At 32.8% G+C, this 26,746-nt stretch carries 21 protein-coding genes; 14 read left to right on the plus strand and 7 right to left on the minus strand.

Annotation, left to right across the window (positions count from 1 at the left end):
- Window positions 1-54: 54 nt before the first annotated feature.
- A complete protein-coding gene (locus tag ABXT06_RS01380; RefSeq protein WP_354589138.1) occupies window positions 55-6,105 on the plus strand; it encodes a T9SS type A sorting domain-containing protein in 6,051 nt (2,016 codons plus the stop codon).
- A 3-nt stretch (window positions 6,106-6,108) separates the two neighbouring features.
- On the plus strand, window positions 6,109-6,810 hold the full coding sequence (locus ABXT06_RS01385; protein ID WP_354589139.1) for a glycoside hydrolase family 78 protein: 702 nt from the start codon (window positions 6,109-6,111) through the stop codon (window positions 6,808-6,810).
- 84 nt (window positions 6,811-6,894) lie between these two features.
- On the opposite strand, the gene ABXT06_RS01390 is transcribed toward ABXT06_RS01385, so the two are convergent.
- Entirely contained in the window at window positions 6,895-7,752 is an 858-nt protein-coding gene (locus ABXT06_RS01390) for an MBL fold metallo-hydrolase (protein WP_354589140.1), read from the minus strand.
- A gap of 72 nt (window positions 7,753-7,824) precedes the next feature.
- Window positions 7,825-8,745, minus strand: coding sequence for a coiled-coil domain-containing protein (locus ABXT06_RS01395; protein WP_354589141.1), 921 nt, complete (start codon window positions 8,743-8,745; stop codon window positions 7,825-7,827).
- Between the two features lie 330 nt (window positions 8,746-9,075).
- On the opposite strand from ABXT06_RS01395, the gene ABXT06_RS01400 reads away from it, so the two are divergent.
- The 6 genes from ABXT06_RS01400 to sufD all read left to right on the plus strand — a co-directional run bounded on the left by ABXT06_RS01400 (window position 9,076) and on the right by sufD (window position 14,038).
- A complete protein-coding gene (locus ABXT06_RS01400) occupies window positions 9,076-9,405 on the plus strand; it encodes a HesB/IscA family protein (protein ID WP_012023267.1) in 330 nt (109 codons plus the stop codon).
- Window positions 9,406-9,495: 90 nt separating this feature from the next.
- Window positions 9,496-10,944, plus strand: coding sequence for a Fe-S cluster assembly protein SufB (gene sufB, locus ABXT06_RS01405; RefSeq protein WP_354589142.1), 1,449 nt, complete (start codon window positions 9,496-9,498; stop codon window positions 10,942-10,944).
- 7 nt (window positions 10,945-10,951) lie between these two features.
- Window positions 10,952-11,440: a flavodoxin family protein gene (locus ABXT06_RS01410; protein ID WP_354589143.1), complete on the plus strand. Its 489-nt coding sequence runs from the start codon at window positions 10,952-10,954 to the stop codon at window positions 11,438-11,440.
- Window positions 11,441-11,451: 11 nt separating this feature from the next.
- Window positions 11,452-12,198, plus strand: coding sequence for a Fe-S cluster assembly ATPase SufC (sufC, locus tag ABXT06_RS01415; protein WP_057121683.1), 747 nt, complete (start codon window positions 11,452-11,454; stop codon window positions 12,196-12,198).
- Window positions 12,199-12,282: 84 nt separating this feature from the next.
- Window positions 12,283-12,672: a four helix bundle protein gene (locus tag ABXT06_RS01420; protein WP_354589144.1), complete on the plus strand. Its 390-nt coding sequence runs from the start codon at window positions 12,283-12,285 to the stop codon at window positions 12,670-12,672.
- A gap of 49 nt (window positions 12,673-12,721) precedes the next feature.
- Window positions 12,722-14,038, plus strand: coding sequence for a Fe-S cluster assembly protein SufD (sufD, locus tag ABXT06_RS01425; RefSeq protein ID WP_073413408.1), 1,317 nt, complete (start codon window positions 12,722-12,724; stop codon window positions 14,036-14,038).
- Between the two features lie 106 nt (window positions 14,039-14,144).
- On the opposite strand, the gene ABXT06_RS01430 is transcribed toward sufD, so the two are convergent.
- Window positions 14,145-15,494 carry a serine hydrolase domain-containing protein gene (locus ABXT06_RS01430; RefSeq protein ID WP_354589145.1) on the minus strand — a complete coding sequence of 450 codons (1,350 nt, stop codon included), beginning with the start codon at window positions 15,492-15,494 and terminating at the stop codon, window positions 14,145-14,147.
- A 219-nt stretch (window positions 15,495-15,713) separates the two neighbouring features.
- On the opposite strand from ABXT06_RS01430, the gene ABXT06_RS01435 reads away from it, so the two are divergent.
- The 6 genes from ABXT06_RS01435 to ABXT06_RS01460 all read left to right on the plus strand — a co-directional run bounded on the left by ABXT06_RS01435 (window position 15,714) and on the right by ABXT06_RS01460 (window position 19,869).
- A complete protein-coding gene (locus ABXT06_RS01435) occupies window positions 15,714-16,928 on the plus strand; it encodes an aminotransferase class V-fold PLP-dependent enzyme (protein WP_354589146.1) in 1,215 nt (404 codons plus the stop codon).
- A gap of 12 nt (window positions 16,929-16,940) precedes the next feature.
- Window positions 16,941-17,366 (plus strand): hypothetical protein, encoded by a 426-nt coding sequence (locus ABXT06_RS01440; protein WP_354589147.1) that lies wholly within the window; start codon window positions 16,941-16,943, stop codon window positions 17,364-17,366.
- Between the two features lie 2 nt (window positions 17,367-17,368).
- The gene (locus ABXT06_RS01445; protein ID WP_012023259.1) at window positions 17,369-17,794 is read left to right on the plus strand and encodes a SufE family protein; all 426 of its coding nucleotides are present in this window, start codon (window positions 17,369-17,371) and stop codon (window positions 17,792-17,794) included.
- Window positions 17,795-17,925: 131 nt separating this feature from the next.
- A complete protein-coding gene (locus ABXT06_RS01450; RefSeq protein ID WP_012023258.1) occupies window positions 17,926-18,249 on the plus strand; it encodes an SUF system Fe-S cluster assembly protein in 324 nt (107 codons plus the stop codon).
- An 81-nt stretch (window positions 18,250-18,330) separates the two neighbouring features.
- Window positions 18,331-18,840 (plus strand): DUF2480 family protein, encoded by a 510-nt coding sequence (locus ABXT06_RS01455; protein ID WP_354589148.1) that lies wholly within the window; start codon window positions 18,331-18,333, stop codon window positions 18,838-18,840.
- A gap of 78 nt (window positions 18,841-18,918) precedes the next feature.
- The gene (locus ABXT06_RS01460) at window positions 18,919-19,869 is read left to right on the plus strand and encodes a DUF3078 domain-containing protein (RefSeq protein WP_354589149.1); all 951 of its coding nucleotides are present in this window, start codon (window positions 18,919-18,921) and stop codon (window positions 19,867-19,869) included.
- Window positions 19,870-20,015: 146 nt separating this feature from the next.
- On the opposite strand, the gene hflX is transcribed toward ABXT06_RS01460, so the two are convergent.
- From hflX to ABXT06_RS01480, 4 genes are all read right to left on the minus strand, one after another.
- Window positions 20,016-21,245, minus strand: coding sequence for a GTPase HflX (gene hflX, locus ABXT06_RS01465; protein ID WP_354589150.1), 1,230 nt, complete (start codon window positions 21,243-21,245; stop codon window positions 20,016-20,018).
- Between the two features lie 164 nt (window positions 21,246-21,409).
- Window positions 21,410-22,267, minus strand: coding sequence for a hypothetical protein (locus tag ABXT06_RS01470; protein WP_354589151.1), 858 nt, complete (start codon window positions 22,265-22,267; stop codon window positions 21,410-21,412).
- A 136-nt stretch (window positions 22,268-22,403) separates the two neighbouring features.
- Window positions 22,404-23,738 (minus strand): DUF5689 domain-containing protein, encoded by a 1,335-nt coding sequence (locus tag ABXT06_RS01475; protein ID WP_354589152.1) that lies wholly within the window; start codon window positions 23,736-23,738, stop codon window positions 22,404-22,406.
- 18 nt (window positions 23,739-23,756) lie between these two features.
- Window positions 23,757-26,576, minus strand: a complete 2,820-nt coding sequence (locus tag ABXT06_RS01480) for a carboxypeptidase-like regulatory domain-containing protein (protein ID WP_354589153.1) — start codon at window positions 26,574-26,576, stop codon at window positions 23,757-23,759.
- Between the last annotated feature and the right edge of the window lie 170 nt (window positions 26,577-26,746).

The raw sequence follows: 26,746 nt of genomic DNA on the forward strand, positions 1-26,746 counted from the left end.
GGTCAACCCATTTTATTAACTTATACTTGCGCGACCTAATTCTAAACTTATTCTATGAAGACAAAACTACTCTTGTTATTCTTATTGACAAATTTTTCTATTTATGCGCAAATTAATTTAGTCCCAAATGGCGGACTTAATTCTTGGGCGGGATTTACACTTCAAGACTGGATCACGGAAAATAGTGTCTCCAGAAGAAGTGCCAATTATGAAGGGACTTTTAGTGCAGAATTATCGTATATAAGCGCTTCCCCTAAAATTACTGCGCAAGTACCATTACAGGCAGGTGTTACTTATACGATCAAATTTAAGTACCTGTACACAGACAACAATTATAATGGAAGCCATCCTATTTCATTAAATATCTCAAAAAACGGAAGTTCTAGTGCTTTATCTTCAAGTACTATTGCTACCAACAATTTATGGAATGAAAAAGAAGCAACTTTTACTCCTGACGCAAATCTTTCATATGATTTATCAATTTCTACTTTTAGTTTTGATAATGCTCCTTTCACTGTCTTGATCGACCACGTTCAGGTATATGTAGCTGGAACAGAACAATACACAAAAATTCCTGATATAAATTTTGAAAATAAATTGATTGCCTTAGGTATTGATTCTGGGACACCTGATGGAAAAGTACAAACAAGCAATATTAATACAATAACAACATTGGACGTTTCAACCAGTAATATTACTGATTTAACAGGGATTGAAGACTTCGTTTCGTTAACTCAGTTATATACAATGTCGAATAAATTGACAACATTGGATTTGTCTAAGAATGTAGAGTTAACAACCTTAAGATGTGATTCAAATTATAGTATAACAAGTTTAAACGTCTCTAAAAATACTAAACTAATCAATTTATATTGCGCTGACAATAAGCTCTCTAGTTTAGATGTTTCTGCTCTTCCAGACTTAATAGATTTATATTGCAGTAGTAACCAACTAAGCAGTTTAAATCTTTCTTCTAATACAAAATTGCAATATCTGTATGTAAATGGAAATCTTTTGACGTCTTTGGATTTAAGTAAAAATACGCTTTTAAATACTATACAATCTCAAGACAATAGCAGACTTGAAACCTTAAATCTTCAGAATGGGCAAAACACTCTGATAAAAAAAATAAACTTAAACTATACTCCAAGCTTATATTGTATTCTAGTTGATGATGTAGCATATTCTACTGGTAACTGGGAATCATTTAAAGGCAGCAATGTTGATTACTCATTAACTTGCCAAACTCCTGAATACATTATAATACCTGATCCAGAATTCGAAAAAGCTTTAATGACTAATAGTTTGGACGGTGTAGTAGACGGTAAAATTCTAAAATCTAAAGTTTTAGCTACCGAAAAACTAAATCTTAACATCGAGAATGTAACCGATGTAACAGGTTTAGAATCTTTTAAAAACTTAAAAAAATTAGAACTTACGGCATTCTCGAAAGCGAGTACAATAACTAAATTTGATATTACTCCTTTTACTCAACTTACATCTTTCATTTGCCGAACTAGAAGCCTATCTGAAATTAATGTATCGCAGAATGTAAATCTTACAGAATTAAATTTAAGCAATAATAAGCTTACTAAGCTTGATGTGCGTTCAAATTTGGCTTTAGAAACATTAATAATTTCATCAAATGCAATTACTGAACTTAATGTTACTCAAAATACAGCATTAAAAACACTAGGTTGTGGCGAAAATCCTTTAACAGTAATTAATGTTTCTAAAAACACTGCACTAGAAAGCCTTTACTGCTACAATAACAAAATCAAAACTTTGGATATCACAAACAATCCTGCTTTAAAGAATTTAGATGTTGAACTTAATGATTTAAAATTACTAGACATTTCTAAAAACTTACAGTTAGTGACTCTTAATTGTGATCAAAACGATTTTAAATCGTTAGATATTTCGAAAAATACTTTAATAACAAAATTTTCTTGCGGTTATAATAACGATTTGTCTTATTTAAACCTTAAAAATGGTAATAATAAAAACTTCATAACAAACACCTCAAACTATAGAGGTTTTAGAAATACAAGATTAAGCTGTATTGAAGTAGATGATGTTGAGTACTCTAATGCAAATTGGGCAACATTAAAAGATGCCTCTGCGACTTATTCTTCTTCATGCGATGTAGTACTTGCATATACCACAATCCCTGATTCAAATTTTGAAGAGGCATTAATTCTAAAAGGAATTGACAAAGATGGTAAAAATGGTAAAGTTTTAACTTCTGAGATACTTAATCTTACTTCTTTAAACGTATCCGACAGTAACATTAAAGACCTAACGGGAATTCAGGATTTTGTTTCTTTAACTTCATTAGATTGTTCTAAAAATAATTTGACAGCATTAAATGTTTCCAACAATACATTCTTAACTGAATTAAAATGTAGCAACAACACTCTTTTTTCATTAGATGTATCTTATAATACTACGCTGACTAACTTAAGCGCAAGTTTTAACAAAATAGTAAGCTTAGATCTTTCTGCAAACAAGAGTCTAAAAGAAGTTGACTGTGCTTCTAATAACCTGCACAATCTTAATTTGAAAAACGGAAATAATGCAAATATGCAGCGTATGATTTTCGGTAATTTCACCGAAAACCCTCATTTAGTGTGTATCGAGGTTGATGATGTTGCATTTGCTGAAGCAAACTGGATTGCTAAAGATGCAAGTGCAAGTTATTCGTCTCAAGCATGTCCGCTAAATGAACAGCAAACATTAATTCCTGACTTAAATTTTGAAAAAATATTAATTGCTAAGGGCATAGATAAAGATGGGGAAAATGGAAAAGTACGTACTTTGAGCATTTTAACATTAACAGATTTAACCTTAAATGACACAAATAATAAAGTTTCAGATCTAACGGGTATCCAAGATTTTAGAGCTTTGACCTCACTTAATGCAAACAATAATAATATTAAAACAATTGATCTTTCTAGCAATACTGCATTAATTATTCTAAATCTTGATAATAACCAACTAGCTGAAATTGATGTATCGAACAATACTTCTTTATGGGCTTTGAGCTTAAACTATAATAAACTAACTACGCTTGATATTTCTAAAAACACAAGATTAGGATCTTTAAATATACAAGGAAATCAATTTACAGATCTTAACATTTCAAAAAATACAAATTTAAGCACATTAGATGTTCGAGACAATCTATTAACCGCTTTAGAACTTTCTAAAAACACTATCTTGAGCAGGTTATATTTAGGCAGTAATAATTTGAAAACCATCGATTTGTCTCAAAATGCAAAATTAGATTATTTATCAATTTACGACAATTTACTAACATCCTTAGACGTTTCAAACAACCCGCTTTTACTTGCATTACAATGTGCTGGAAATCAGATCAGAACTTTAGATTTGTCTAAAAACAACAAACTGACCCAATTATACGTAAATGATAATAAGATATACAATTTGAATTTGAAAAACGGAGCTAATAGTTTAATAAATACTACCTACTCAGACTTCAAAAGAAACCCTTATTTAACTTGTATTGAGGTTGATGATGTGGCTTTTTCAAACGAAAAATGGAGTAACCTGAAAGATGTAACTGCTAGTTTTTCATCAGCAACATGTCCAAATGGAGAACCTTTTACATTAATTCCCGATGTTAATTTTGAAAATAAATTAATAGCTCTTGGAATTGACAAAGATGGTCCAAACGGAAAAGTTGCAACTTATAACATTGATACAGTAACTTCTCTAAACGTATCAAAGAGTAATATTGCTGATTTGACAGGATTAGAAGATTTTACTGCATTAACTTCATTAGAAGCTGCTGATAACAAATTGACGACAATTAATATTACTAATAATAAATTGTTGGCCAATTTAAATGTAAGCAAAAACCAATTGTCTTCTGTAGATGTCTCTGCAAACTACAAATTAGCGTCCTTAAACTGTAATGCAAATAAAATCACAGCTTTAAATCTTTCCAGTAATTACTTATTGAGCAATTTAAATTGCAGCAATAATGCAATTACAACATTGAATGTATCTAATCAATCACAATTAACCAATTTAGACTGCAGCACTAATGAGCTTACAGCTTTGAATGTTTCTAAAAACACTCAATTAAAAGTTTTAAGTGCCAGTATCAATAAATTGGAAGACTTAGATGTTTCGAAAAATACAGCATTAAAAGAAATTGATTGTGCTAGCAATAACTTGTACAACTTAAATTTAAAGAATGGAAACAATGTTAACATGGAAAGAGTAATTTTTGGAAATTTCACAGAAAATCCAAACTTACTTTGCATTCAAGTTGACGATGCTGCATTCTCAAATGACAATTGGATTGCAAAAGATGCAACGGCAATATATTCTACTGACGTATGTCCGTTAAATGGAAAATTCACAGCTATACCTGATCCAAATTTTGAAAAAATATTAATTGCTAAAAACATTGACACAGATGGTGAAAACGGAAAAGTACTTACCAAAAGTCTTTCAAGAGTTACCTATTTGAATGTTAGCGACGGTAATCTAAAAGTATCTGACTTAACAGGTATTGAAGATTTTACGGCATTAGAAACTTTATATTGTTATTCAGCTGCATTGACATCTTTAGATTTATCTAAAAACGTAAAATTGACAATGGTTGACTTTTCAAGTAATAAATTAACATCTGTAGATTTATCTGCCAACACCAATTTAACAAACGTAGTAGCTTACAATAATGAATTAGTAAGTTTAGACGTTTCTAAAAACACCGCTTTAAAATCTTTAAATGTTTACAGAAATAAATTAACCAGCTTAAATATTTCTAAAAGCACCGAATTAACAAGCTTAGATGCTTCTATCAATCAGATAAGTAATTTTGATATTAGTGCAAATACAAATCTAACAAAAATAGATTTTTCTAATAATCAGCTAACTTCTTTGGATTTTTCTAAAAATCTGCTTCTAAAAGAAGTAAGAATTAATGCTAATAAGTTAGAAAACATAAATGTATCTAATCTTAACGCTTTAACATCATTATCAGCAAGTGATAATCTACTTACTACAATTGACCTTTCTCGAAATACGGGATTACTTTCTCTTGATATTTCTAATAATAAATTAAGTACGATTGATGTTTCAGCTAATACTGCTCTAACTGCTTTAGGCGTTTCCAAAAATCAATTAAAAACTTTAGATATTACAAAAAATACGGCTTTGGTTGGTCTTTATGCAAATAATAACCAATTGACAAGTTTGGATATGAGAAATGGAAAAAATACATTGATGCAAAATTACAATTTATCATTTGTCTCTAATCCACAATTATATTGCATTCTTGTTGACGATGTTACTTTTGCCAATACAAACTGGTCATCAAGAAAAGATGCAATTGCTAAATACAACACAGAATGTACTGGCGAATTGGTTCTAGATCCAAGCAATTTTACTGTAGAAACTAAAGGAGAATCTTGTTTAGGTGAAAATAACGGAGAAATCAGTATTGTTGGAAAAGCTTCATTTGCTTACAACGCAACGATAAATGACAAATCGTACACTTTTACAAATAATGCTTTAAAAGTTTCTGCATTAACTCCAGGAGTTTACAAAATTAAGATTACTATTCCTGAAATGATTTTCGAACAAAATTTCAATGTAACCATTCAAAAAGGTGCTACTATTACAGGAAAATCTAATGTAAGCGCAAAGAATGTAAATGTTGAAATCACTGAAGGAACAGCTCCTTTCACTGTATTTGTTGATGGTGCAGAGCAATTCCAAACAACAGACAGCAATTTTACAGTTTCTCTAGATAAAGCAGGATTAGTTGAAGTTGCAACTGCAAAAGCTTGTGAAGGTGTTTTTGCTAAAAAAATTACTTCTTATGAATTAGGAACAATGCTTTCGGCTTATCCAAACCCTACCTCTGGCAGTATCGAAATCGAAATTCCAAGTACTAAAACTGAAGTTACTATTGATTTATACAACTTTGGTGGTCAATTAGTTTCACACGAAACTTATAATATTGAAAGCGGAAGAGCGCTTTTAAATCTTGAAAAATTGCCTTCAGGAATTTATGCCGCTAAAATCAACTTAGAAACTCCAGAATACATTAAAATCATTAAAAAATAAAAAATGAAGAATTCTATATACCTGTCAATAATCTGTTTAGTATTTGCAGCCTGTGGAAGCGGAGGCGGAGATGATCCTGTTACTCCACCAGTAGCAAACACAGCTCCTACAGTACCTGTATTGAGTATACCGGCTGACAATAAATTATGTTTAGACAATACTGTTTCTTTTCAGTGGAATGCTTCAACTGATGAGCAAAAAGATGCTATAGTTTATCAGATTCAAATTGCAAAAGATAATGCATTTGCTCAGATTGTTAATACATTAGACAATTCATCTCTTTCAACAAGCGGTTTAGCATTAGAAAAAAATACCGCTTATTATTGGAGAGTAAAAGCGACAGATGCTAAAGGATTATCTAGTGCTTATTCTTCAACATTCAAGTTTTATACTGCTGGCACAGCTGTTGTAAATCATTTGCCATTTGCTCCAGAATTGATTGCTCCAGCAATCAATGCAGCCTTGAGCGCATCAACTGCAACTTTAAGTTGGAATGCTTCTGATGTTGATACTTCTGACATTCTTACTTATGATGTTTATTTTGGAACTGCAAATCCGCCAACAGCAAAAGTAAGTGAGAATGCAAATTCAAAATCATTTCAAGCTTCACTTCAACCAACAACACAGTATTACTGGAGAGTAGTTGTCAAGGATAATAAAGGTGGTGAAACCGTAGGTCAAGTTTGGAAATTCAAAACCAACTAAGTTTAAAAAATTATAATTAGTTAAAGTTAAAAATCCCATTTTCAGTATTTTGAAATGGGATTTTTTACGTTCAATATATTTTGCTTAAAGAATCTCCTCGCAAGTAAAAACCTCTTTTAATCGAACACCTTTTTCAGTATGCTCAACAGTTATAATTTGATTGTGTGCATCGTGCTCCAAAAACAAATAATGATTATTATCTGCTGCCAAATTCAAGAATTTCGATTTCTCTGGCATTGTTAATAAAGGTCTTGTATCATAACCCATTACATACGGAAGCGGGATATGCCCTGCTGTAGCTAATAAATCTGCACAAAAAACAATCGTTTTATCTTGGTATTTTATATACGGAATCATCTGTTTTTCTGTATGTCCGTCAACATAATAAACATCAAAGCCAAGTTCTTTTGCAAATCCAAAATCAGATTCTGGTCTTTCGATAAAATTTAATTGTCCGCTTTCCTGCATTGGCAAAATATTTTCAGACAAGAAAGACGCTTTTTCCCGTGCATTTGGTTTTGTTGCCCATTCCCAATGATTTTCGTTTGTCCAGAATTTGGCATTTTTAAAAGCTGGCTCATAACCTGTTTTATTGGCATTCCATCGAACACTTCCTCCACAATGATCAAAATGAAGATGCGTCATAAAAACGTCTGTAACATCGTCTCGATGAAAACCATATTTTGCCAAAGACTTATCTAAGGAATGTGATCCCCAAAGCGAATAATATCCAAAAAACTTCTCAGATTGTTTATCGCCCATTCCGGTGTCAATTAAAATAAGACGATTTCCATCTTCGATCAATAAACATCGAGCAGCAATATCAATTAAATTATTAGCATCGGCAGGATTTGTCTTATTCCAGATTGTCTTCGGAACAACGCCAAACATAGCGCCTCCATCTAATTTAAAATTTCCGGATTCTATTGGGTAAAGTTTCATGAGAATGATTTTCTAAAAACAACAAAGCTAGAAAATTCAAACTCCTTTTGCTAAAATTTAAAGTCAAAAAAATTATTCTAATGTAATAGAAGTGCTTCCCATTATTTCCTGCTTATCAAAATAATTCACAAAATAAGTTCCTTTCTTAAACTGATCTGCGTTCAAAATTCCGTACGCATTTACCGATTTGCCTTGAAAATCGGTGCTTACTATAAAGCTATAAACAAGCGCTTTATCATTACCAAATTCAATTAGTTTATTATCTCCTAGAACCGTATTTTTCTGATCTAAAACCTGAACATAAAAAACTCTTTTTCCTGTTTTTGCAACAGCATTTCCGTTAACAGTAAAACTAATTTTAAGTTTTTTTGTATTCTTCGCTTTTGTCGTTTCCAATTCGGCTCCAGAATTTTTTTCGCGAAGTGCAATAGCTTTAAAATTACTTAAATAAAGTTTCGAAGCATCTTTTAAAGTTGATTCTAATTTTTTTTGTTTGGAAACCAAAGTGTCGTTTTCTACTTTTTGATTGTACATGACAACATTCTGGCTTTCAATTTCTGTCAATAAATTTTTATTCTGAGATTTCAATTTTTTAATTTCCTGAACTCTGCTTTCTAATGACGCATTCAAATCTGAAAGCTGATTTCGATAAACTCTAATCTGCTCTGCCGATGGATTATTAGAAGCTTTAATAATAGCTTCTAAATTCTCAACATTCTTACGCTCCAACTCTAATTCTTTAGATAAAGCTGTTTTTTCTAAAATAGCCTGATCATATGCGTTTTTTAATGTATTTAAAGAATCTAAAATATTCTTTTTCTCACTTGTTTCTTTACTATCAAATGAGATTGTATTGGAAATACTTTCCTTTTTAGCTTCACTATTATTCTTATCAGGTTCACTGCTAAAAACCAAGACTACAGCACCTAATCCTAAAACAAAAATTAAAGCAAACAAAGGTTTGAACCACTTTATTTCATTTTGTTTTTTCATGATTACTCCTAATTTTCTGCAAAAATATTGAATAAAAAACAGTTATAATCAGTAGAAATACTTGTTTTTTAACATTTAGGAGCGATATTTGCAGCTTAATTCTAAAAAAGAGCTCCTTTTGAAATTTTGGAACTTTTTTAAGATCGATTTGTCAAAATAAGTATTATCTATTTTCTCATTTGTTATAATAATGTGAACCGTTATGGAAAAAGGTTTTTAAGTCGTATCTTTGCCGATAATTTCTATTTAACATTGAAAATTAGCGTTTTAAATCTGTACTAAATTCATTACAGAGAAAAAATGCTCATTAAAAACAAACATCTAAGAACCATGATAAAAGTTTCTGATACTGCCAAAAAGAAAATCATCGACTTGATGACCGACGATGGTTTTGACGCCGCAAGCGACTACGTAAGAGTAGGCGTGAAAAGCGGTGGATGCTCTGGTTTGTCTTATGATTTAAAATTTGACAAAACCAAAGGAGAAGACGACAAAATATTCGTTGACAACGACATACAAATTGCTGTAGAAAAAAAATCATTCTTATACCTAGCCGGAACAATTTTAGAGTTCTCCGGCGGATTAAACGGAAAAGGATTTGTTTTCAATAATCCTAACGCAAGCAGAACTTGCGGATGTGGAGAATCATTCTCTTTATAGTCAAAAACCGAAAGTCAATAAAGTCTTAAAGACTCTAATTGACTTTCAGATTTTATGACTTTAAAACTTTTAAGACAACATTAAAATATAATGAGCAAATACACCGAAGACGATTTAAAAATCGAACTGGAAACTAAAGAATATGAGTACGGATTTTATACCGATATAGAATCTGAAACTTTCCCTATTGGCTTAAACGAAGAAATTGTTAGAGCTATTTCTCTTAAAAAAGAAGAGCCTGAATGGATGACCGAATGGCGTATCGAAGCTTTCCGCGCTTGGAAAGAAATGATCGAGCCAGAATGGGCAAACGTACGTTATGAAAAACCAGATTTTCAGGCAATTTCATATTATTCAGCTCCAAAACAAGTAGATCCTAATAAAACTCTAGACGATGTTGATCCAGAATTATTAGAGATGTATAAAAAACTTGGAATTTCTATCGACGAACAGAAAAAGATGAACAATATCGCTATGGATATTGTTGTCGATTCTGTTTCGGTTGCTACAACTTTCAAGAAAACTTTAGCAGAAAAAGGAATTATTTTCTGTCCAATTTCAGAAGCTATTAAAGAACATCCTGAATTAGTAAAAAAATATTTAGGAACTGTTGTACCTCAAAAAGACAACTTCTACGCAGCATTAAACTCAGCGGTTTTCTCTGACGGAAGTTTCTGTTATATTCCAAAAGGTGTAAAATGCCCAATGGAACTTTCAACTTATTTTAGAATCAATCAAGCAGGAACTGGACAATTCGAAAGAACTCTAGTTATTGCTGATGAAGGAAGCTACGTTTCTTACCTTGAAGGATGTACTGCTCCAAGCCGTGACGAAAATCAATTACACGCTGCTGTAGTTGAATTAATCGCTTTGGATGATGCTGAAATTAAATATTCTACCGTTCAAAACTGGTTTCCTGGAAACAAAGAAGGAAAAGGTGGAGTTTACAACTTCGTAACCAAAAGAGGTTTGTGCGAAACAAACGCTAAAATTTCTTGGACACAAGTTGAAACAGGTTCTGCTGTAACTTGGAAATATCCTTCTTGTGTACTTAAAGGAGACAATTCAGTAGGAGAATTTTATTCAATTGCTGTTACTAATAATTTCCAACAAGCGGATACCGGAACTAAAATGATCCATTTAGGAAAAAACACTAAATCGACTATTATTTCTAAAGGTATTTCAGCTGGAAAATCACAAAATAGCTACCGTGGTTTAGTACAGATTTCGCCAAGAGCGGAGAATGCAAGAAACTTTTCACAATGTGATTCATTGTTAATGGGTAACAATTGTGGTGCGCATACTTTCCCTTATATCGAAAGTAAAAATCCATCTGCAAAAATTGAGCACGAAGCAACTACAAGTAAAATTGGAGAAGATCAAGTTTTCTATTGTAACCAAAGAGGTATTCCGACTGAAAAAGCGATTGCCTTAATTGTAAACGGTTTCAGTAAAGATGTATTGAATAAACTTCCGATGGAATTTGCCGTTGAAGCTCAAAAACTATTAGAGATTTCTTTAGAAGGATCTGTAGGTTAATTTGAAAATGGAAAACAAAACAGTCATCATTTTAGGTTCCTCAAGAAAAAACGGAAATACAACAAAAATTGTAGATGCGCTTTCAAAAGAACATAATATTGATGTCGTTAATTTAAGTGATTATAATATTTCGTATTATGATTACGAAAGCAAAAATATAGACGATGATTTTTTACCTCTAATAAGAGGAATTATCGAAAAGTATGACACTTTAATTTTTGCAACGCCCATTTATTGGTACAATATGAGCGCAATTATGAAGGTCTTTTTTGATAGGATTTCAGATTTAATCCGAATTGAAAAAGAGACCGGAAGAAAACTAAGAGGAAAGAAAATCGGAGTGATATCAAATTCTCACGATGATGAAACTGACGAAAGTTTTTACATTCCGTTTCAAAAATCAGCCGATTATTTAGGCATGGAATATTTAGGACACTCGCATTTTAATGCCAATATCCTAAACCAAACAACAAAAATAGAATTGACATTTATATAAAATAAAGAACAATGTTATCAATAAAAAACCTTCACGCCGCGATTGGTGATAAAGAAATCCTTAAGGGAATTAATATAGAAGTTAAAGCTGGAGAAGTTCACGCGATAATGGGGCCAAACGGTTCTGGAAAAAGTACACTTTCTGCTGTTATTGCAGGAAACGAAAATTATGAAGTTACAGACGGAGAGGTTATTCTTGATGGAGAAGATCTTGCTGATTTAGCTCCTGAAGAAAGAGCACATAAAGGTGTTTTCCTTTCTTTTCAGTATCCGGTAGAAATTCCTGGAGTTAGCGTAACTAACTTTATGAAAACTGCTATCAACGAAACTCGTAAAGCAAACGGACAAGAAGAAATGCCGGCTAACGAAATGTTGAAAGTAATTCGTGAGAAATCTGAATTATTAGAAATCGACCGTAAATTTCTTTCTCGTTCTCTTAACGAAGGATTTTCTGGAGGAGAGAAAAAAAGAAACGAGATTTTCCAAATGGCAATGTTGGAACCAAAATTAGCTATCCTTGACGAAACTGATTCTGGTCTTGATATCGATGCTTTAAGAATTGTTGCAAATGGTGTAAACAAATTAAAAAGCGAGAAAAACGCAATCATAGTTATCACACACTACCAACGTTTGTTAGATTATATCGTTCCTGATTTCGTTCACGTTCTTTACAACGGAAGAATCGTAAAATCTGGAGGAAAAGAGCTGGCATATGAGCTAGAGGAAAAGGGTTACGATTGGATCAAGGCAGAAAACTAAATTTTTTGTTTCAAGTTTCATGTTTTTTTAGTTTCAAGTTAAATTACATTTTGTAAGTTTAAACTTAAATTTATTAAAATAGAAATGGCAACAATTACGAGGTTTGAAGATTTAGAAATCTGGAAAGAGGCGAGACGATTAGCAAAAGAAATACATTTTATTTCAGTTGAAACAGAGTTAAGATCTGATCTCAGATTTAAAAATCAAATAAAAAGTTCTTCGGGTTCAGTAATGGATAACATTGCTGAAGGTTTTGAAAGAGATGGAAATTTAGAGTTTCGACAATTTTTATCAATTGCAAAAGGTTCAGCCGGAGAAACGAGATCTCAATTATATCGTGTTTTTGATTTTGAATATATTTCAGAAGAAAAATTCGAAGCTTTAAAAAAGGATTATGAAAATTTAAGCGGTAAAATAAAAAACTTTATCACTTATTTAAATAAAAAGGATTTCAAAGGGAATAAGTTTCAATAGGTAAACATGAAACTTGAAACCTGAAACACCGAAGGAAACAAAAACAGAAATGGATTTAAAAGAAAAATTAGTATCGTCTTTTATGGCTTTTGAAGAGCGTGTCGATGTACATTCAGATTTACATGACATACGCACAAATGCTTTAAAAAACTTCGAAAATAAAGGTTTCCCAACCAAAAAAGAAGAAGCTTGGAAATACACATCGCTAAACGCCATCTTAAAAAATGACTTTACGGTTTTTCCAAAGCAAGAAAATGCAATCGAATTCAATCAGGTAAAAAAATACTTTTTACACGAAATTGATACTTACAAATTAGTATTTATCGATGGCGTTTTTAGTTCGCATTTGTCTTCTACAACGCATGACGGAATCGATGTTTGCTTGATGTCATCTGCATTGACCAAACCAAAATACAAAATGGTTATTGATACATACTTCAATCAAATTGCAAGTAAAGATGACAGCTTGACTTCATTGAATACTGCTTTTGCAATTGAAGGTGCTTTTATCAATATTCCGAAGAAAAAAGTAGCAGATAAACCAATTGAGATTATGTATTTCTCAACTGGAAATGAGTCTGCTTTAATGGTTCAGCCAAGAAACTTGGTTATTGTGGGTGAAAATTCACATGTTCAAATTATTGAGCGTCACCAAAGTTTAAATGAAAATCCAGTTTTAACAAACTCTGTTACGGAGATTTTCGCTCAAAAACGTGCGATTGTTGATTATTACAAAATTCAAAACGACAACAGCGAAGCGAATTTAATTGACAACACTTACGTTTCGCAACAACAAGAAAGCCATGCTTACGTTCATACTTTCTCTTTTGGTGGAAACTTGACTCGTAACAATTTAAATTTCTATCATTTCGGAGAAAGATTGACAAGTACGCTTAACGGAATTTCGATCTTAAATGACAAACAACACGTTGATCATTATACTTTGGTAAACCACGCACAGCCAAACTGCGAAAGTTTCCAAGATTATAAAGGAATTTTCTCTGATCGTTCGACTGGAGTTTTCAACGGAAAAGTTTTGGTTGAGAAAGAAGCTCAAAAAACAAATGCTTTCCAAAAAAGCAACAATATTTTATTGAGCGACAAAGCTACAATCAATGCAAAACCGCAATTGGAGATTTTCGCTGATGACGTAAAATGTTCTCACGGATGTACAGTTGGGCAATTGGATGAAACAGCAATGTTCTACATGCAGTCTCGTGGAATCCCGAAAAAAGAAGCTAAAGCTTTATTGATGTACGCATTCTCAAATGCCGTAATCGAAAGCATTAAAATACCAGAATTAAAACAAAGAATTACTAAAATCATTGCCATGAAATTGGGCGTGAATTTAGGATTTGATTTGTAGTCGAGGTTTTACCGCAAAGACACAAAGGTTACGCAAAGTTCGCAAAGGTTTATTACAAAACTTTGCGAACTTTGCGCTTTTTACTTTGCGCCTTTGCGGTTAAATATTATTTCCCAACAGAAGCAATCACTTCCTTCAAAAACCCATTAAAATCAAAGCCCGGTTCTTCTTCTCTTACCCCCATTCTCACTATTACCATATCTTTAGACGGAATAATCGCTACCATTTGCCCTTGATATCCACTGCAATAAAACATATCACGAGGAACATCCGGGAATTTCCCACCAGCATTTAGCCAGAATTGTGCTCCGTATTTTCCTTCTGAAGTATTCGTTGGTGTTGCAGTATATTTTACCCAACTTTCATCAAGGATTTGCTCTCCGTTCCAGTTTCCTTTTCTTAAGTATAATAATCCGAATTTTGACCAGTCGCGTGGAGTTGCCCATCCGTAAGATGAACCAACAAAAGTTCCTGACATGTCTTGTTCAACAATCATCGAGTTCATTCCGATTTTGTCGATTACAGCGCTGTACCAAAAATCAAGATATTCTTGTTGCGTTTTAAATTGTCTTCTTAAAATCAGAGATAATAAATTTGTCGTTCCGGACGAATAATTCCAATGTGTGTTGGGTTTGAATTGTGCTGGTTTTTCTAATTGTACTTTTCCCATATCTTCGGCTTGGAAAAGCATTTTTGTAGCGTCGCAAATTGTGCTATAGTTTTCTTCCCATTCTAAACCAGAATTCATATGAAGCAAATCGTTAAGCGTAATAATTTTACGTTCATCATTTTGCCATTCTGCAACTGGAGCAGGTTTGTAAATATCAATTTTTCCTTGTTTAGCCAAAACTCCAAAAGCCGAACTGGTGATACTCTTTGTCATCGACCAACCTAAAATTTTGCTGTCTTTATTGAAACCTGTATCGTATTTTTCAGCAATTAAATGGTCTTTATATAAAACTACAACGGCACGCGTGCGTTTTGCTTTTCCGCCATCTTTATCAAAAGAATCATCAATTGCTTTTTTCAATTTTGCGTAATCCACATTCGCAAAAGCGGTATCTTTTGGTTCATTATTTCCATATGGAAAAGGAAGATTATTAACCAATTTTGTTCTTTTTGGAAGCAAATAGGGTTTCGAAATATCATAATCATCATTAATTAACAAAGCACCTAAACCGTCTCTGTAAATTGCTTTTCTTTCTTTCAAACCATAAACTGCCGATGTTGCAAATTTGCCAGCATCGTTAATTGTGTTGGTCGCAAGATCTAATAAATGAATATCATTATCGGTTTTCTGAATTAAATCTAAAGATCGATGATCCATAAAGTGTCCAGATGCAACACTTTTGGCCGAAAAACCAGAAATCAAATCAAGCTTCGGATAAGTCGTAAATCCGAAATACAAAAAAGCGAGAACCACTGCAAGCAGCAATACTTTGAGAAATTTTTTCATGATATGTTAGTATTTTTATTGCAATATAAATAATTTATGTTCACGATTTTAGAACTCAAATTATAAATCTCATTCAGATAATTCAGAAAACCGAACAGATTTTTACAGAATCAGCATTTGCACCTTATGACAATCACGTCATAAAAGGAAATTATAGAATTACTGTATAAACAAATTTAGTTTTAGTACTTTTGTAAATAGATTTTTTCTAAATAAGACATGCTAGATATTCAAAAAATAAGAGCTGATTTCCCGATACTTTCACAAACTGTAAATGGAAAGCCATTAGTATATTTCGACAACGGAGCGACTTCGCAAAAACCACAAGTTGTGATCGATGCAGAAGTAAAATATTATAACGAAATCAACGCCAATATTCACCGTGGCGTTCACACTTTAAGCCAGTTAGCAACTGATGCTTATGAAGTTTCTCGTGGTAAAGTAAAAGACCATATAAACGCAAAACATGCTCATGAAGTACTTTTTACTTCGGGAACAACTCACGGAATTAACTTAGTTGCAAACGGTTTTGCTTCGATTTTAAAACCAGGCGACGAAGTTGTGGTTTCTTCATTGGAACATCATAGTAACATTGTGCCTTGGCAAATGTTATGCGAAAAAACTGGTGCTGTTTTAAGAGTTATTCCAATTGATGAAAATGGAGAATTAATCATTTCTGAATTTGATGCTTTGCTTTCTGAAAAAACCAAAATTGTTACCGTAAATCATATTTCAAATGCATTGGGTGTAATTAATCCAATCAAATATATTATTGATAAAGCGCATGCTGTTGGCGCTGCAGTTTTAATTGACGGCGCGCAGGCTGTTCCGCATTTAAAACCAGATGTTCAGGAATTAGATTGCGATTTTTATGCTTTTTCGGGTCATAAAATGTGTGGTCCAACCGGAACTGGAATTTTATACGGAAAAGAAGAATGGCTCAACAAACTTCCTCCTTATCAAGGTGGTGGCGAAATGATCAAAGAAGTGACTTTCGAAAAAACAACTTACGCAGATCTGCCTCATAAATTTGAAGCCGGAACACCAAACATTGCTGGCGGAATTGTTTTAGGAACTGCAATTGATTATCTAAACAAGATCGGTTTTGACAAAATTCATGAATATGAAAATGAATTGTTAGAGCACGCAACAAAACGTCTTAACGAAATTGAAGGCATTAGAATTTACGGAAACACTAAAAATAAAGCTTCTGTAGTTTCATTTAATATTGATGGAATTCACCCGTATGATATTGGTTCTATTATAGATAAATTAGGAATTGCTGTTAGAACAGGACATCATTGCGCACAGCCAATCATGAATTTCTTCTGTATTCCAGGAACAATTCGTGCTTCGTTTTCTTTCTATAATACTAAAGAGGAAATCGATCAAATGGTTGATGCTGTTAAGAAAGCACAAACTATGTTAAGCTAAAAAACAAAATATATGCGAATAGTATCATTATTGCTCCTGACACTTTTTATTGCTACGGGATGCTGCAGTCAAAAAAAAGCAGACATGAAATCTACTCAAATTGAATATTCTGCGCTTTCAAGAGGTTATTACAAAGTAATTACCGTTGAAAACAAAACTGTTTCAGTTGTTAAAGAACGTAACGCCGAAGCTGTTAAAAGCAATATTGATGATGCAAAATGGAATAAAATTGTTGATGCATATTCAAAAGTTAACTTAGAGAATCTTTCTTCTTTAAAGGCGCCAACAGACAAACGTACTTATGATGGTGCAGCTATAGGAAATTTAAAAATAACTAAAGATGGAAAAACATATGAAACTGCAGGTTTCGACAATGGTTTTCCTCCAAAAGAAATCGAAAAACTAGTAAACTTATTAGTTGATTTTTCTAAAGAATAATTATGACGATAAAAGAAATACAAGACGAAATAATAGACGAATTTTCAATGTTCGATGACTGGATGCAGCGTTATGAGTACATCATCGAACTAGGAAAAAGTCTTCCGTTAATTAAAGAAGAATACAAAACCGACGATAATTTAATCAAAGGCTGTCAGTCTAAAGTTTGGTTGCAAGGAGAACAAAATGATGATAAAATTGTTTTTACAGCAGATAGCGATGCAATTTTGACAAAAGGAATAATCGCAATTTTAATTCGCGCTTTCTCAAACCAAAAAGCAAAAGACATCCTTGAAGCAGATACTGATTTCATTGACGAAATCGGATTAAAAGAACATTTATCTGCAACTCGTGCCAACGGTTTGGTTTCGATGATAAAAAACATCAAAATGTACGCTTTGGCTTTTGATGCTAAAAACAAAAATTAAAAAAAATTTAAACCATTAAGACATTAAGGTTCATAAAGCTTTAAGCTTAATTTTCTAAGTATTACAAGAGAATTAAGCGCACTGCTAAACTTAATTTTCTTAATACCTTAATGGTAAAAACAAAAATAACAATGGAACAAGAAATAGACACAAACGAATTAGGAGAATCAATCGTAAGAGTTTTAAAAGGCATTTACGATCCTGAGATTCCTGTAGATATTTACGAATTAGGATTAATTTACGACGTAATGGTAAACACAGATTATGAAGTAAAAATCCTTATGACATTAACATCTCCAAACTGCCCTGTTGCTGAAAGTCTGCCAAGAGAAGTAGAAGAAAAAGTAAAAACAATCGAAAACATTAAAGATGTTGACGTAGAAATTACTTTCGATCCGCCTTGGAGCAAAGATTTAATGAGCGAAGAAGCTAAATTAGAATTAGGAATGCTTTAATATTTGTTTCTGGTTTAAAGTTTCAAGTTTCAGGTTACGCAACTTGAAACTTGGGACCTCAAACTTGAAACCATTTTTCACATGGAAGAAATCATCAATAAAGTTGCCAATAGTGCTTTAGAAGTTTTTGATTTAGAGGATTATTATCCAAAAGGAATGCGTGTTCAGATTGACATTTCGCAATGGCTTTTGGAAGGATTTTTATTGAAAGAAAAAGACTTTAGAGAGCATCTTAAAAACCACGACTGGTCGCAATATCAAGATCAATATGTTGCTGTATACTGCAGTACAGATGCCATAATTCCTGCGTGGGCATTAATTCTAGTTAGTGTTCATTTAGTTCCTTTTGCAAAAAAAGTAGTCAACGGAACTATTGAAGATCTTGACGCAAGTCTTTACGAAGAGCTTTTAAGCAAAATAGATTATACTGTTTACAAAGGCAAACCAGTTATTGTAAAAGGCTGCTCTAGAAAGCCCGTTCCTATGCGCGCTTATATTTTGGCTACAAATTATTTACAACCTTTTGCCCGCAGTATTATGTACGGCGAAGCATGTTCTGCAGTGCCTTTATATAAAGAATCTAAGAAATAACCTGCAATAACACCATAGCACACTTTAACTTTCCATTGGTTTTTAGTATATTTGATAATACACTCTAAACTAAAAACCATGAGAAAGATAACCTTATTACTTTTCATTTTAGTAAACTTCACGTTTGTACAAGCCCAAAATTCAGAAAAAGAGTTAATTCAGAATACTGAAAAGGCAGTAAAAAAAATTAACGATACTATCGAAGGCGAAGGCTGGAAAACAAAAGGAACTGTTTCCCTTTTACTGAACCAATCTAGTTTTAACAACTGGATTGCAGGAGGTGAAGACAGCTTTTCTGGAACATTAGGAATCAATTATGATTTCAATTACAAAAAAGATGATTTAACTTGGGACAACAAGGTTTTAGCATCGTACGGTCTTCTTCAAACCAAAAATGATGACTTCACAAAAAAAACGGATGACCGTTTAGAATTCAATTCTATACTAGGAAAAAGAGCTTTTGGAGAATGGTATTACTCCTACTTCTTAAATTTTAGAACACAATTTTCAACTGGCTACATTTATGATCAAGATGCCAATGGAAAGCAAATAAGGACTGAGCAAACCAAATTTATGTCTCCTGGTTATCTTACTACAGGACCTGGTATTTACTGGACAAAAGACGACAATCTTAAAGTAAATTTTGCCCCACTAACTTCAAAATTTACTTTTGTAGATAATACCTATACAACTGGAATTGATAGATTTACCGGACTGCCATATGTAGACGGTAGCTATTTTGGTGTTGACGAAGGCAAAAGCATGCGTTACGAACTTGGTTTTTATGCTTCAGTTTATTACAAATTGGCAATTATGACAAACGTGACCGCCGAAAACACACTTAATCTTTATTCCAATTATCTTGAAGACCCACAAAATGTGGATATAAATTATTCACTAAATGTTATAATGAAAATCAATAAGTTTTTATCTGCTAACTTATCCTTTCAGGCAATCTATGATGATAATGCATTTGCAGGACTTCAAACTAGAGAAGTGTTTGGTTTAGGCGTTAATTTTGGATTTTAATTTTCGTAAGAGCTAAGTCTGGCAATTGAATTTTAAAATTTATAATGCCACAGATTAAAAGATTATTTCAGATTAAAAAATCTTTTAAATCCTTTAATCTGTGGCAAAACAAAAAGAGCTTTTGATTTTATCAAAAGCTCTTTTTGTTATTCTTCATCTTTTTCAACTGCATCCTTATAATCTGGGTATAAGAAATTGTTGTATGGAAAACGTGTAATATGAATCTGGCGGACAGCTTCGTAAACTGTTTCTCTGAACTCTTCAAAATTCTCTTTATTCCTAGCAGAAATAAACAATGCGTTATGCTCTCCTACATTGCTCATCCACGTTTGTTTCCATTCGTCAAGTGTCCAGTGTTTTCTGGTTCTTTCTGTGATCAAATCATCTTCATCGATTGTAAGATGTTTGTAAGCATCGATTTTATTAAAAACCATAATAGTTGGCTTATCGTTGCTTTTTATTTCCTGCAAAGTCTTATTCACCGATTCAATATGATCTTCAAAATCAGGATGCGAAATATCGACTACATGCAACAATAAATCGGCTTCACGAACCTCATCTAGAGTACTTTTAAAAGAATCGACCAATTGTGTTGGCAGTTTTCGAATAAATCCAACTGTATCAGAAAGCAAGAACGGAAGGTTTTTAATCACCACTTTTCTAACTGTTGTATCTAAAGTTGCAAACAGCTTATTCTCGACAAAAACATCACTTTTACCAATTGCATTCATCAAAGTCGATTTCCCAACATTGGTATATCCAACCAAAGCGACACGAACCATTGCCCCGCGGTTGCTTCGCTGAATACTCATTTGCTTGTCGATCGTTTTGATTTTCTCTTTCAACAACGAAATTCGGTCACGAACAATACGTCTATCGGTTTCAATCTCTGTCTCTCCAGGTCCACGCATACCAATCCCTCCTTTTTGACGCTCAAGGTGTGTCCATAAACCAGAAAGTCTTGGCAACAAATATTGACATTGCGCCAATTCTACCTGCGTTCTTGCGTATGAAGTTTCAGCTCTTTGCGCAAAAATGTCTAGAATTAAGTTTGTTCTGTCTAGAATTTTACAATCAATAATTCTTGAGATATTTTTCTGCTGCGATGGCGTTAATTCGTCATCAAAAATTACAGTCGATATTTTGTTTTCTTTTACAAAAAGATTGATGTCGTCAATTTTCCCCGTCCCTACAAAAGTTTTCGGGTTAGGGCGTTCCATTTTCTGCGAAAAGCGCTTAATAACTTCACCTCCAGCGGTAAAAGTTAAAAACTCTAATTCGTCTAAATATTCATTTAGCTTTTCTTCACTTTGATTCTGAGTAACAATACCAACAATTACTGTTCTCTCAAAATTTATAACTTCTTTTTCTAACATAGTCTTGAATAAGGTGCAAATTTAATCATTTGTCAGCTACAATCAATTATACAATTTTGTTTTTACATTTATATTACCAGAATAAACTCCAAAAAAAATGGAACCTGTTAAGATAAACTCAACAAGGTTCCACTTAATCAATAAATGGTCTAAGTTTAAAACTTTTATTCGTAAATAAAAGTTTTTTCCGTTTTCACAATTCCGTTTTCTTCTATCTGAGAGCAAGAAATCGGGTAATTTAATTTATTGTACTTGTATTTTCTGCTCACCGCAACTAAAGCTGTTGATGATGGACTGAAATTCATTTCATTATTATAAGAAATCGATTCAAACTCAAATTCTTCTTCATGATAAGAAATCATCGGAACGATTACTTTGTAATTATCCCCAAAAAGACTTTGAACAATTAGCTGATCAACCGATTTTTTATCGTCATAAGTATATGATTTTGAGATTTTATCTCCAACCAATCCTTTGTGTCTTGACACGTTATCATTTACATAAACATATTCCAATTTTCCAATGATGGCCTTGTTTCTATCGCGCGAAGTACGTCTTACAATAATTCCGTTTTCAACTAGATATTCAATATCGTCTACTAGATTCTGATGATTAGTGCTTTTTTTGGTTGTTACTTTTACCCTTGCCCCTTCATATACAAAAGAAACGACTTTTGTTATGTAATTTGGTCCTTCTTGGTATTTTTTTACAAATTTGGTAATGTTGTTATCAGGATTATAGGTGTAATTTATCACCTCTTTCCAATCACTTCCCACTTTATCCTTTACTGTCATATCTAGCAGTCCATTTTTGTTGTAATAAAAATGCTGTACAACATCTGAAGTAGTAATAGATTGAAGTTTACCGTCCTTAAAAGCCATTGTTTTGTTAACAATTTCGCCGTCTTTAGAGTTTTGGTAATTTGTTTTTACAATGTTAATCTGCTTTAGTTTAACGTTGTCTTGACTTTGCATAAAGAAAGGAAACACCATCATTAAGATGGCAATAAAGTAGGTTTTCATGTGGTATTTGTATTGATTTGGGATGACCAAAATACAAAATTCAATTAGATTTTAACGTTTTGAAATACAAAAACTACAAACTTTTCAACAATACTCTAAAAATCAACACATTATTTCAATTATTCTAAATTACTTCTTACTTCTCTCCAAATATCTTTATATCATCTACCATAAAAGCACCATTTAATGTTTTGTCTTTTCCAGAACCAATATACTTAAAAGCAATATTTATGCTTCCAGAATAAATAGAAAGATCGATTCCTCCAGAGCTGATAAGCTCACGGGTAGGTGTTGAAAGTGTCGGAACTTTTGCTTTCAATTTTATCCACTTTGCTTTGGTCACACTTGCGCCATCAAAATCAGTTGAAACGTAAACTTCAAGTGTATTTAGTGGAGAATCGACTTTTAAATCGTGTTGTGCGCTTCTAAACGAAAGCACTGCATTTTTATATCCTGATAGATTTATTTTAGGTGACACCAGCCAAGCCACATTCTCAGCTGCGGTTGTGCTTGTTGTATTAAATTCTGCATAACCATTTCCTGAATACACCATACTCTTCCAGAGTTTTGTAGCTTTTTCTACAATATTACTCCAGCCTGGAAGCGCAAAATTGACATTATTTTTAACTGACTGAAAATCCTCTGAAAAAAACGGAGTATTTCTCTTTCCATTCATTACAATATCACTTTCATATCGAACCATAAATTGATAGTCAGTGCCGAATTTTGTTAAAATTCCCTTCACTTTACCGCTTCCTTCTGGCACATCATGATTTGCAAATTTTGCATAACTACTGGTTCTAAAAATGATCTGATTTCCAGTTTTATCTCTCAAATACCAATTGGTAGAACCTCCAACATTATTAGATTCTTCAAAATAATGTCGTCCTAATGCTGCTTCGGTAAACTCGACATCGTTTAACTCTATCAAAGTATTTAACTTAGAATCTGAAAGCGCTTCTTCTACAGAAAGTGATTTAACCAATTGACTTTCGTCTATATTGGTGCAGGAAGCGTTTAATACATTTTTGTATTCATTTTGAGAAATTCTCCCAATTGTTGGGTCGCCAGCATTGCTTACATATAAACTCCCAACTCTTAAACCGCCATAATACAAATCTGTAAATTGGTTTTTAAGTTTTACAAACACTTTATTTCCCAAACGATAATCAATGTAAGTGTTATTGGCATCAATTGGAATACTAAAACCAATCGCAGGAATTCCCTCAGTTTCTCTTGTCTGCAATGAAATAGTTTTAAAAAAATTGCCTTCCTCATCACTCGAAACTACATAAGCTTCTATAATATCATCGTACAAATATTGTTTCGCTGTTGTACCCGAAAGTTCATAAACTTTTTCTACACTTTTATTTACAATAAGATTGGGTTGGGTGCAAGCTAATTTTGGAGTTTCAACATCTTTACTGCAACTGATTAGGGATAATACAAAAAATAAAATTAATTTTTTCATGAGAAATAAATTTTCAGTTTATAAACCGATTGTAAGATTTAGGAAATAAGTTCGGCCATAGCCATAATAATATCTTGGACCAAAAGATGGCGTTCCGCTTGAAACGTCTTGATTCAATGCTCTAAAATTGGCATTTCTTGCCTGTTCGAAACCACCTGTTTTATATATTAAATCCAAAACATTATTTACGCTGGCAAAAAGTCCCACATACTTTTTATGAATACGCCAAGATTTTCCCCCAGTCAAATTCAATAATGTAATAGGGTTAAATTTTTCTTGTTTTAATAATTCATTCCCTCTTTCAGAAGTAGCTTCAGGAAAAGAAAAACCGTTGGCTGGATTGATGTAAAACTGAGATGTTCTAGAAATTGGTGAAACATCTATATAACTCTCTGCCAAATAATTGATATTCCCGCCAATCCACCAAAACTTCGGATTACGATATTCCAATCCAAATGAATAAGCTTGCTGTGGAGTTCCTGGCTGTTTGTAATTCTTTAAAAGAGCTCGACCAAAATCAAAAGTGGTTTGCGCTCCATCTTTTGCTCTACTGGCATCATTTGTAATCATTACATTCGGATTGCTGTTATAGACATAATTTCCAAATGATGCTGATAAAGTTGTTTTTAAAGTTGACCAAACCTGATATTCAAAACTTAATTCTGCTCCCGTATTTTTCTTATCCAAATTTGTTAGAGTCTGACTTACAAATGCATTTGCAACATCATACCCAGAACCGCTATCAAAAATTCCTTCAGCATAGAAATAAGAAGTTTTTGAAGTATTTTTAATTGCAGTATAATAAGCTGTTAAACGCAATTTGAGTTTTGCTGAACGGTATACGTAATTAGCTTCAGCACTACTGATATTTTCACTTTCAATTCCGCCAACAATATTATTATTTAAACGTGAATTTGAAAAAGTATTCCGAAGCGAAGGCGCTCTAGTAAAATGTGCAGCATTAAAAAACAGCAATCGTTTTCCTGAAATTTTATAGGTAAAACCGCCTTTGAAGCCGAAATTTTCAAAATTTACCTTCTCACTTTTGCCCAATGAAGTTGTTGGATAAAGTCCATTTTGATATAATCCTTCTCTTTGATAATCTGACATGGAATAGGATTGCGCCAAGAAGAATTCTGTTTTATTATAACTAAATTTAAACTGCGCAAAAACATCTAAAGTATTAGCCAGTAAATTATAATTATATCCGTAAATATCTCCTTTTATGACTTGACGATCTGGATGCTTTAAATCAGACTGAGAAAGGTTTCCTTTATAAAATGGATCAATATCTTCAAAATATGCTCCGCCAAGAAGATCCAATAAATACTGAAAATTATGCGATTTTAATTTCTTAAAAATAAATCCACTATCAAAAGAAATATTGGGAGTTATCTGTGTATTTAGATTTGAATTTACTGCAAAAGTCCTATCATCTGTTCGGTCTTCGTAAAGCACGTAATGGCTCTGAGCAGGCACGTAACCATTTTGTCCTATTTTTTGATTGGCAAAATACATTTCGTCCCAATTTACCTGTGGATGTTCCAAAAATGCTATTTTGTTTTTTTCTGCATTTTCATAATCTGGAGTAAATTCACCAGAGAATTCTCCCTGATCTTTAGCATAAACCGAGCTAAAATAACTTGGCATTTTCTTGTAATAAACAGGATCAGGACTGTCAGCATTTTGATAATCTATATTGCTGTTTCCAACTTTGCCAAATTGATACATAATAGCAGAATTCAGATTGGTTTTATCATCAATTTTAAAATAATGATTCAGCATAAAGAGTGGCTCTTCTACATTTTTTACTCTTGCATTTCTCTTTTCACCATTCTGAAATCCCCAGTACGAATTGTATTTTTCACCCATTAAATCGGTAACCTCAGCGGTATTAGAAGAATTCTTTCCGCGAGAATTTGGTGTATAAAAACCTGTAAAATTGATTGAATTTCTATTGTTTAGTTTCTTTTCGACACTAAGAAAAAAAGAGTCTGCGTCGAAGTTTGTGCCTTCAAAATAACCTTCGTCAGCCCAGCGTTTTCCAGCTGAAACCACAAAAGCCCATCCAGAAGCATTCATTCCTGACGCATAAGTCCCGTTTGCTCGCCATAAATAAGTTGTATTACTTCCAGAAAAAGTTATTGATGTTCCTTTTCTGTATAAAGAAGCGCGAGTAAAAATCTGCTGTGTACCCAAAACACCACCGAAGGTATAATTGGAAGCCGCTGTTCCAACTGAGAATTCCTGATTTCGAAGTACATTGTTTAAACCGCCCCAATTTCCCCATTGCGGTCTGCCATCGTAGATTTTATTCATTGACATTCCGTTAAGCATCGTGATTGCATTTTCGCTGTCTAAACCACGCATACGAAATCGCGCTTGCCCCCAATTGAATGCCGATGCTTGCATAAAAGCATCTTTTGAGGATTGCAAAAGACCTGATGTCATTTCTGATGAACTGTTATCATCTGAAAAATCATTCTCTGATAACGTAATTAATGCAGCAGGAACCTCATCTGAATAAGTATCTTCTAATTGTAATATTCCAAGATTGATATTCTCTCCAGCGTTTGACTTTACTTTCAGAAGGAAATCTTTATATCCCTGACTTCTGAGCAAAAGCAATTGTTCTTTTTGGGGGAAAATATGAAGTTCGAATTTTCCTGATTTTGAAGTAAGCTGCATCACAGCCGTGTTTTGTATTGTCACCACTACATTCTCTAGCGGATTCTGCGTTCGGGCATCAATAACAAATCCTGTTACCTTTATTTCCTGTTGCGAAAAAGCAAAATTAAAAAACCATATAAAAAAGAAGACAGCGTATTTTTTTACCATTAAAAATCCAATTTACTTTGAAAAATAATCTTAGGATTGAAATCCTTTATTCAAAAGATAAAATTGGTTTTTGGAAAAAAAAGCCGTTTAGAACTCGAGCCAATGCTTGAATTCAAATATAGAGAATATATTTAAAAAACAAATAAATTCTTACAAGTTTATTTGTTTTT

This window comes from Flavobacterium sp. UW10123, from assembly GCF_040538975.1.
In the GTDB taxonomy this organism is placed as follows: domain Bacteria; phylum Bacteroidota; class Bacteroidia; order Flavobacteriales; family Flavobacteriaceae; genus Flavobacterium.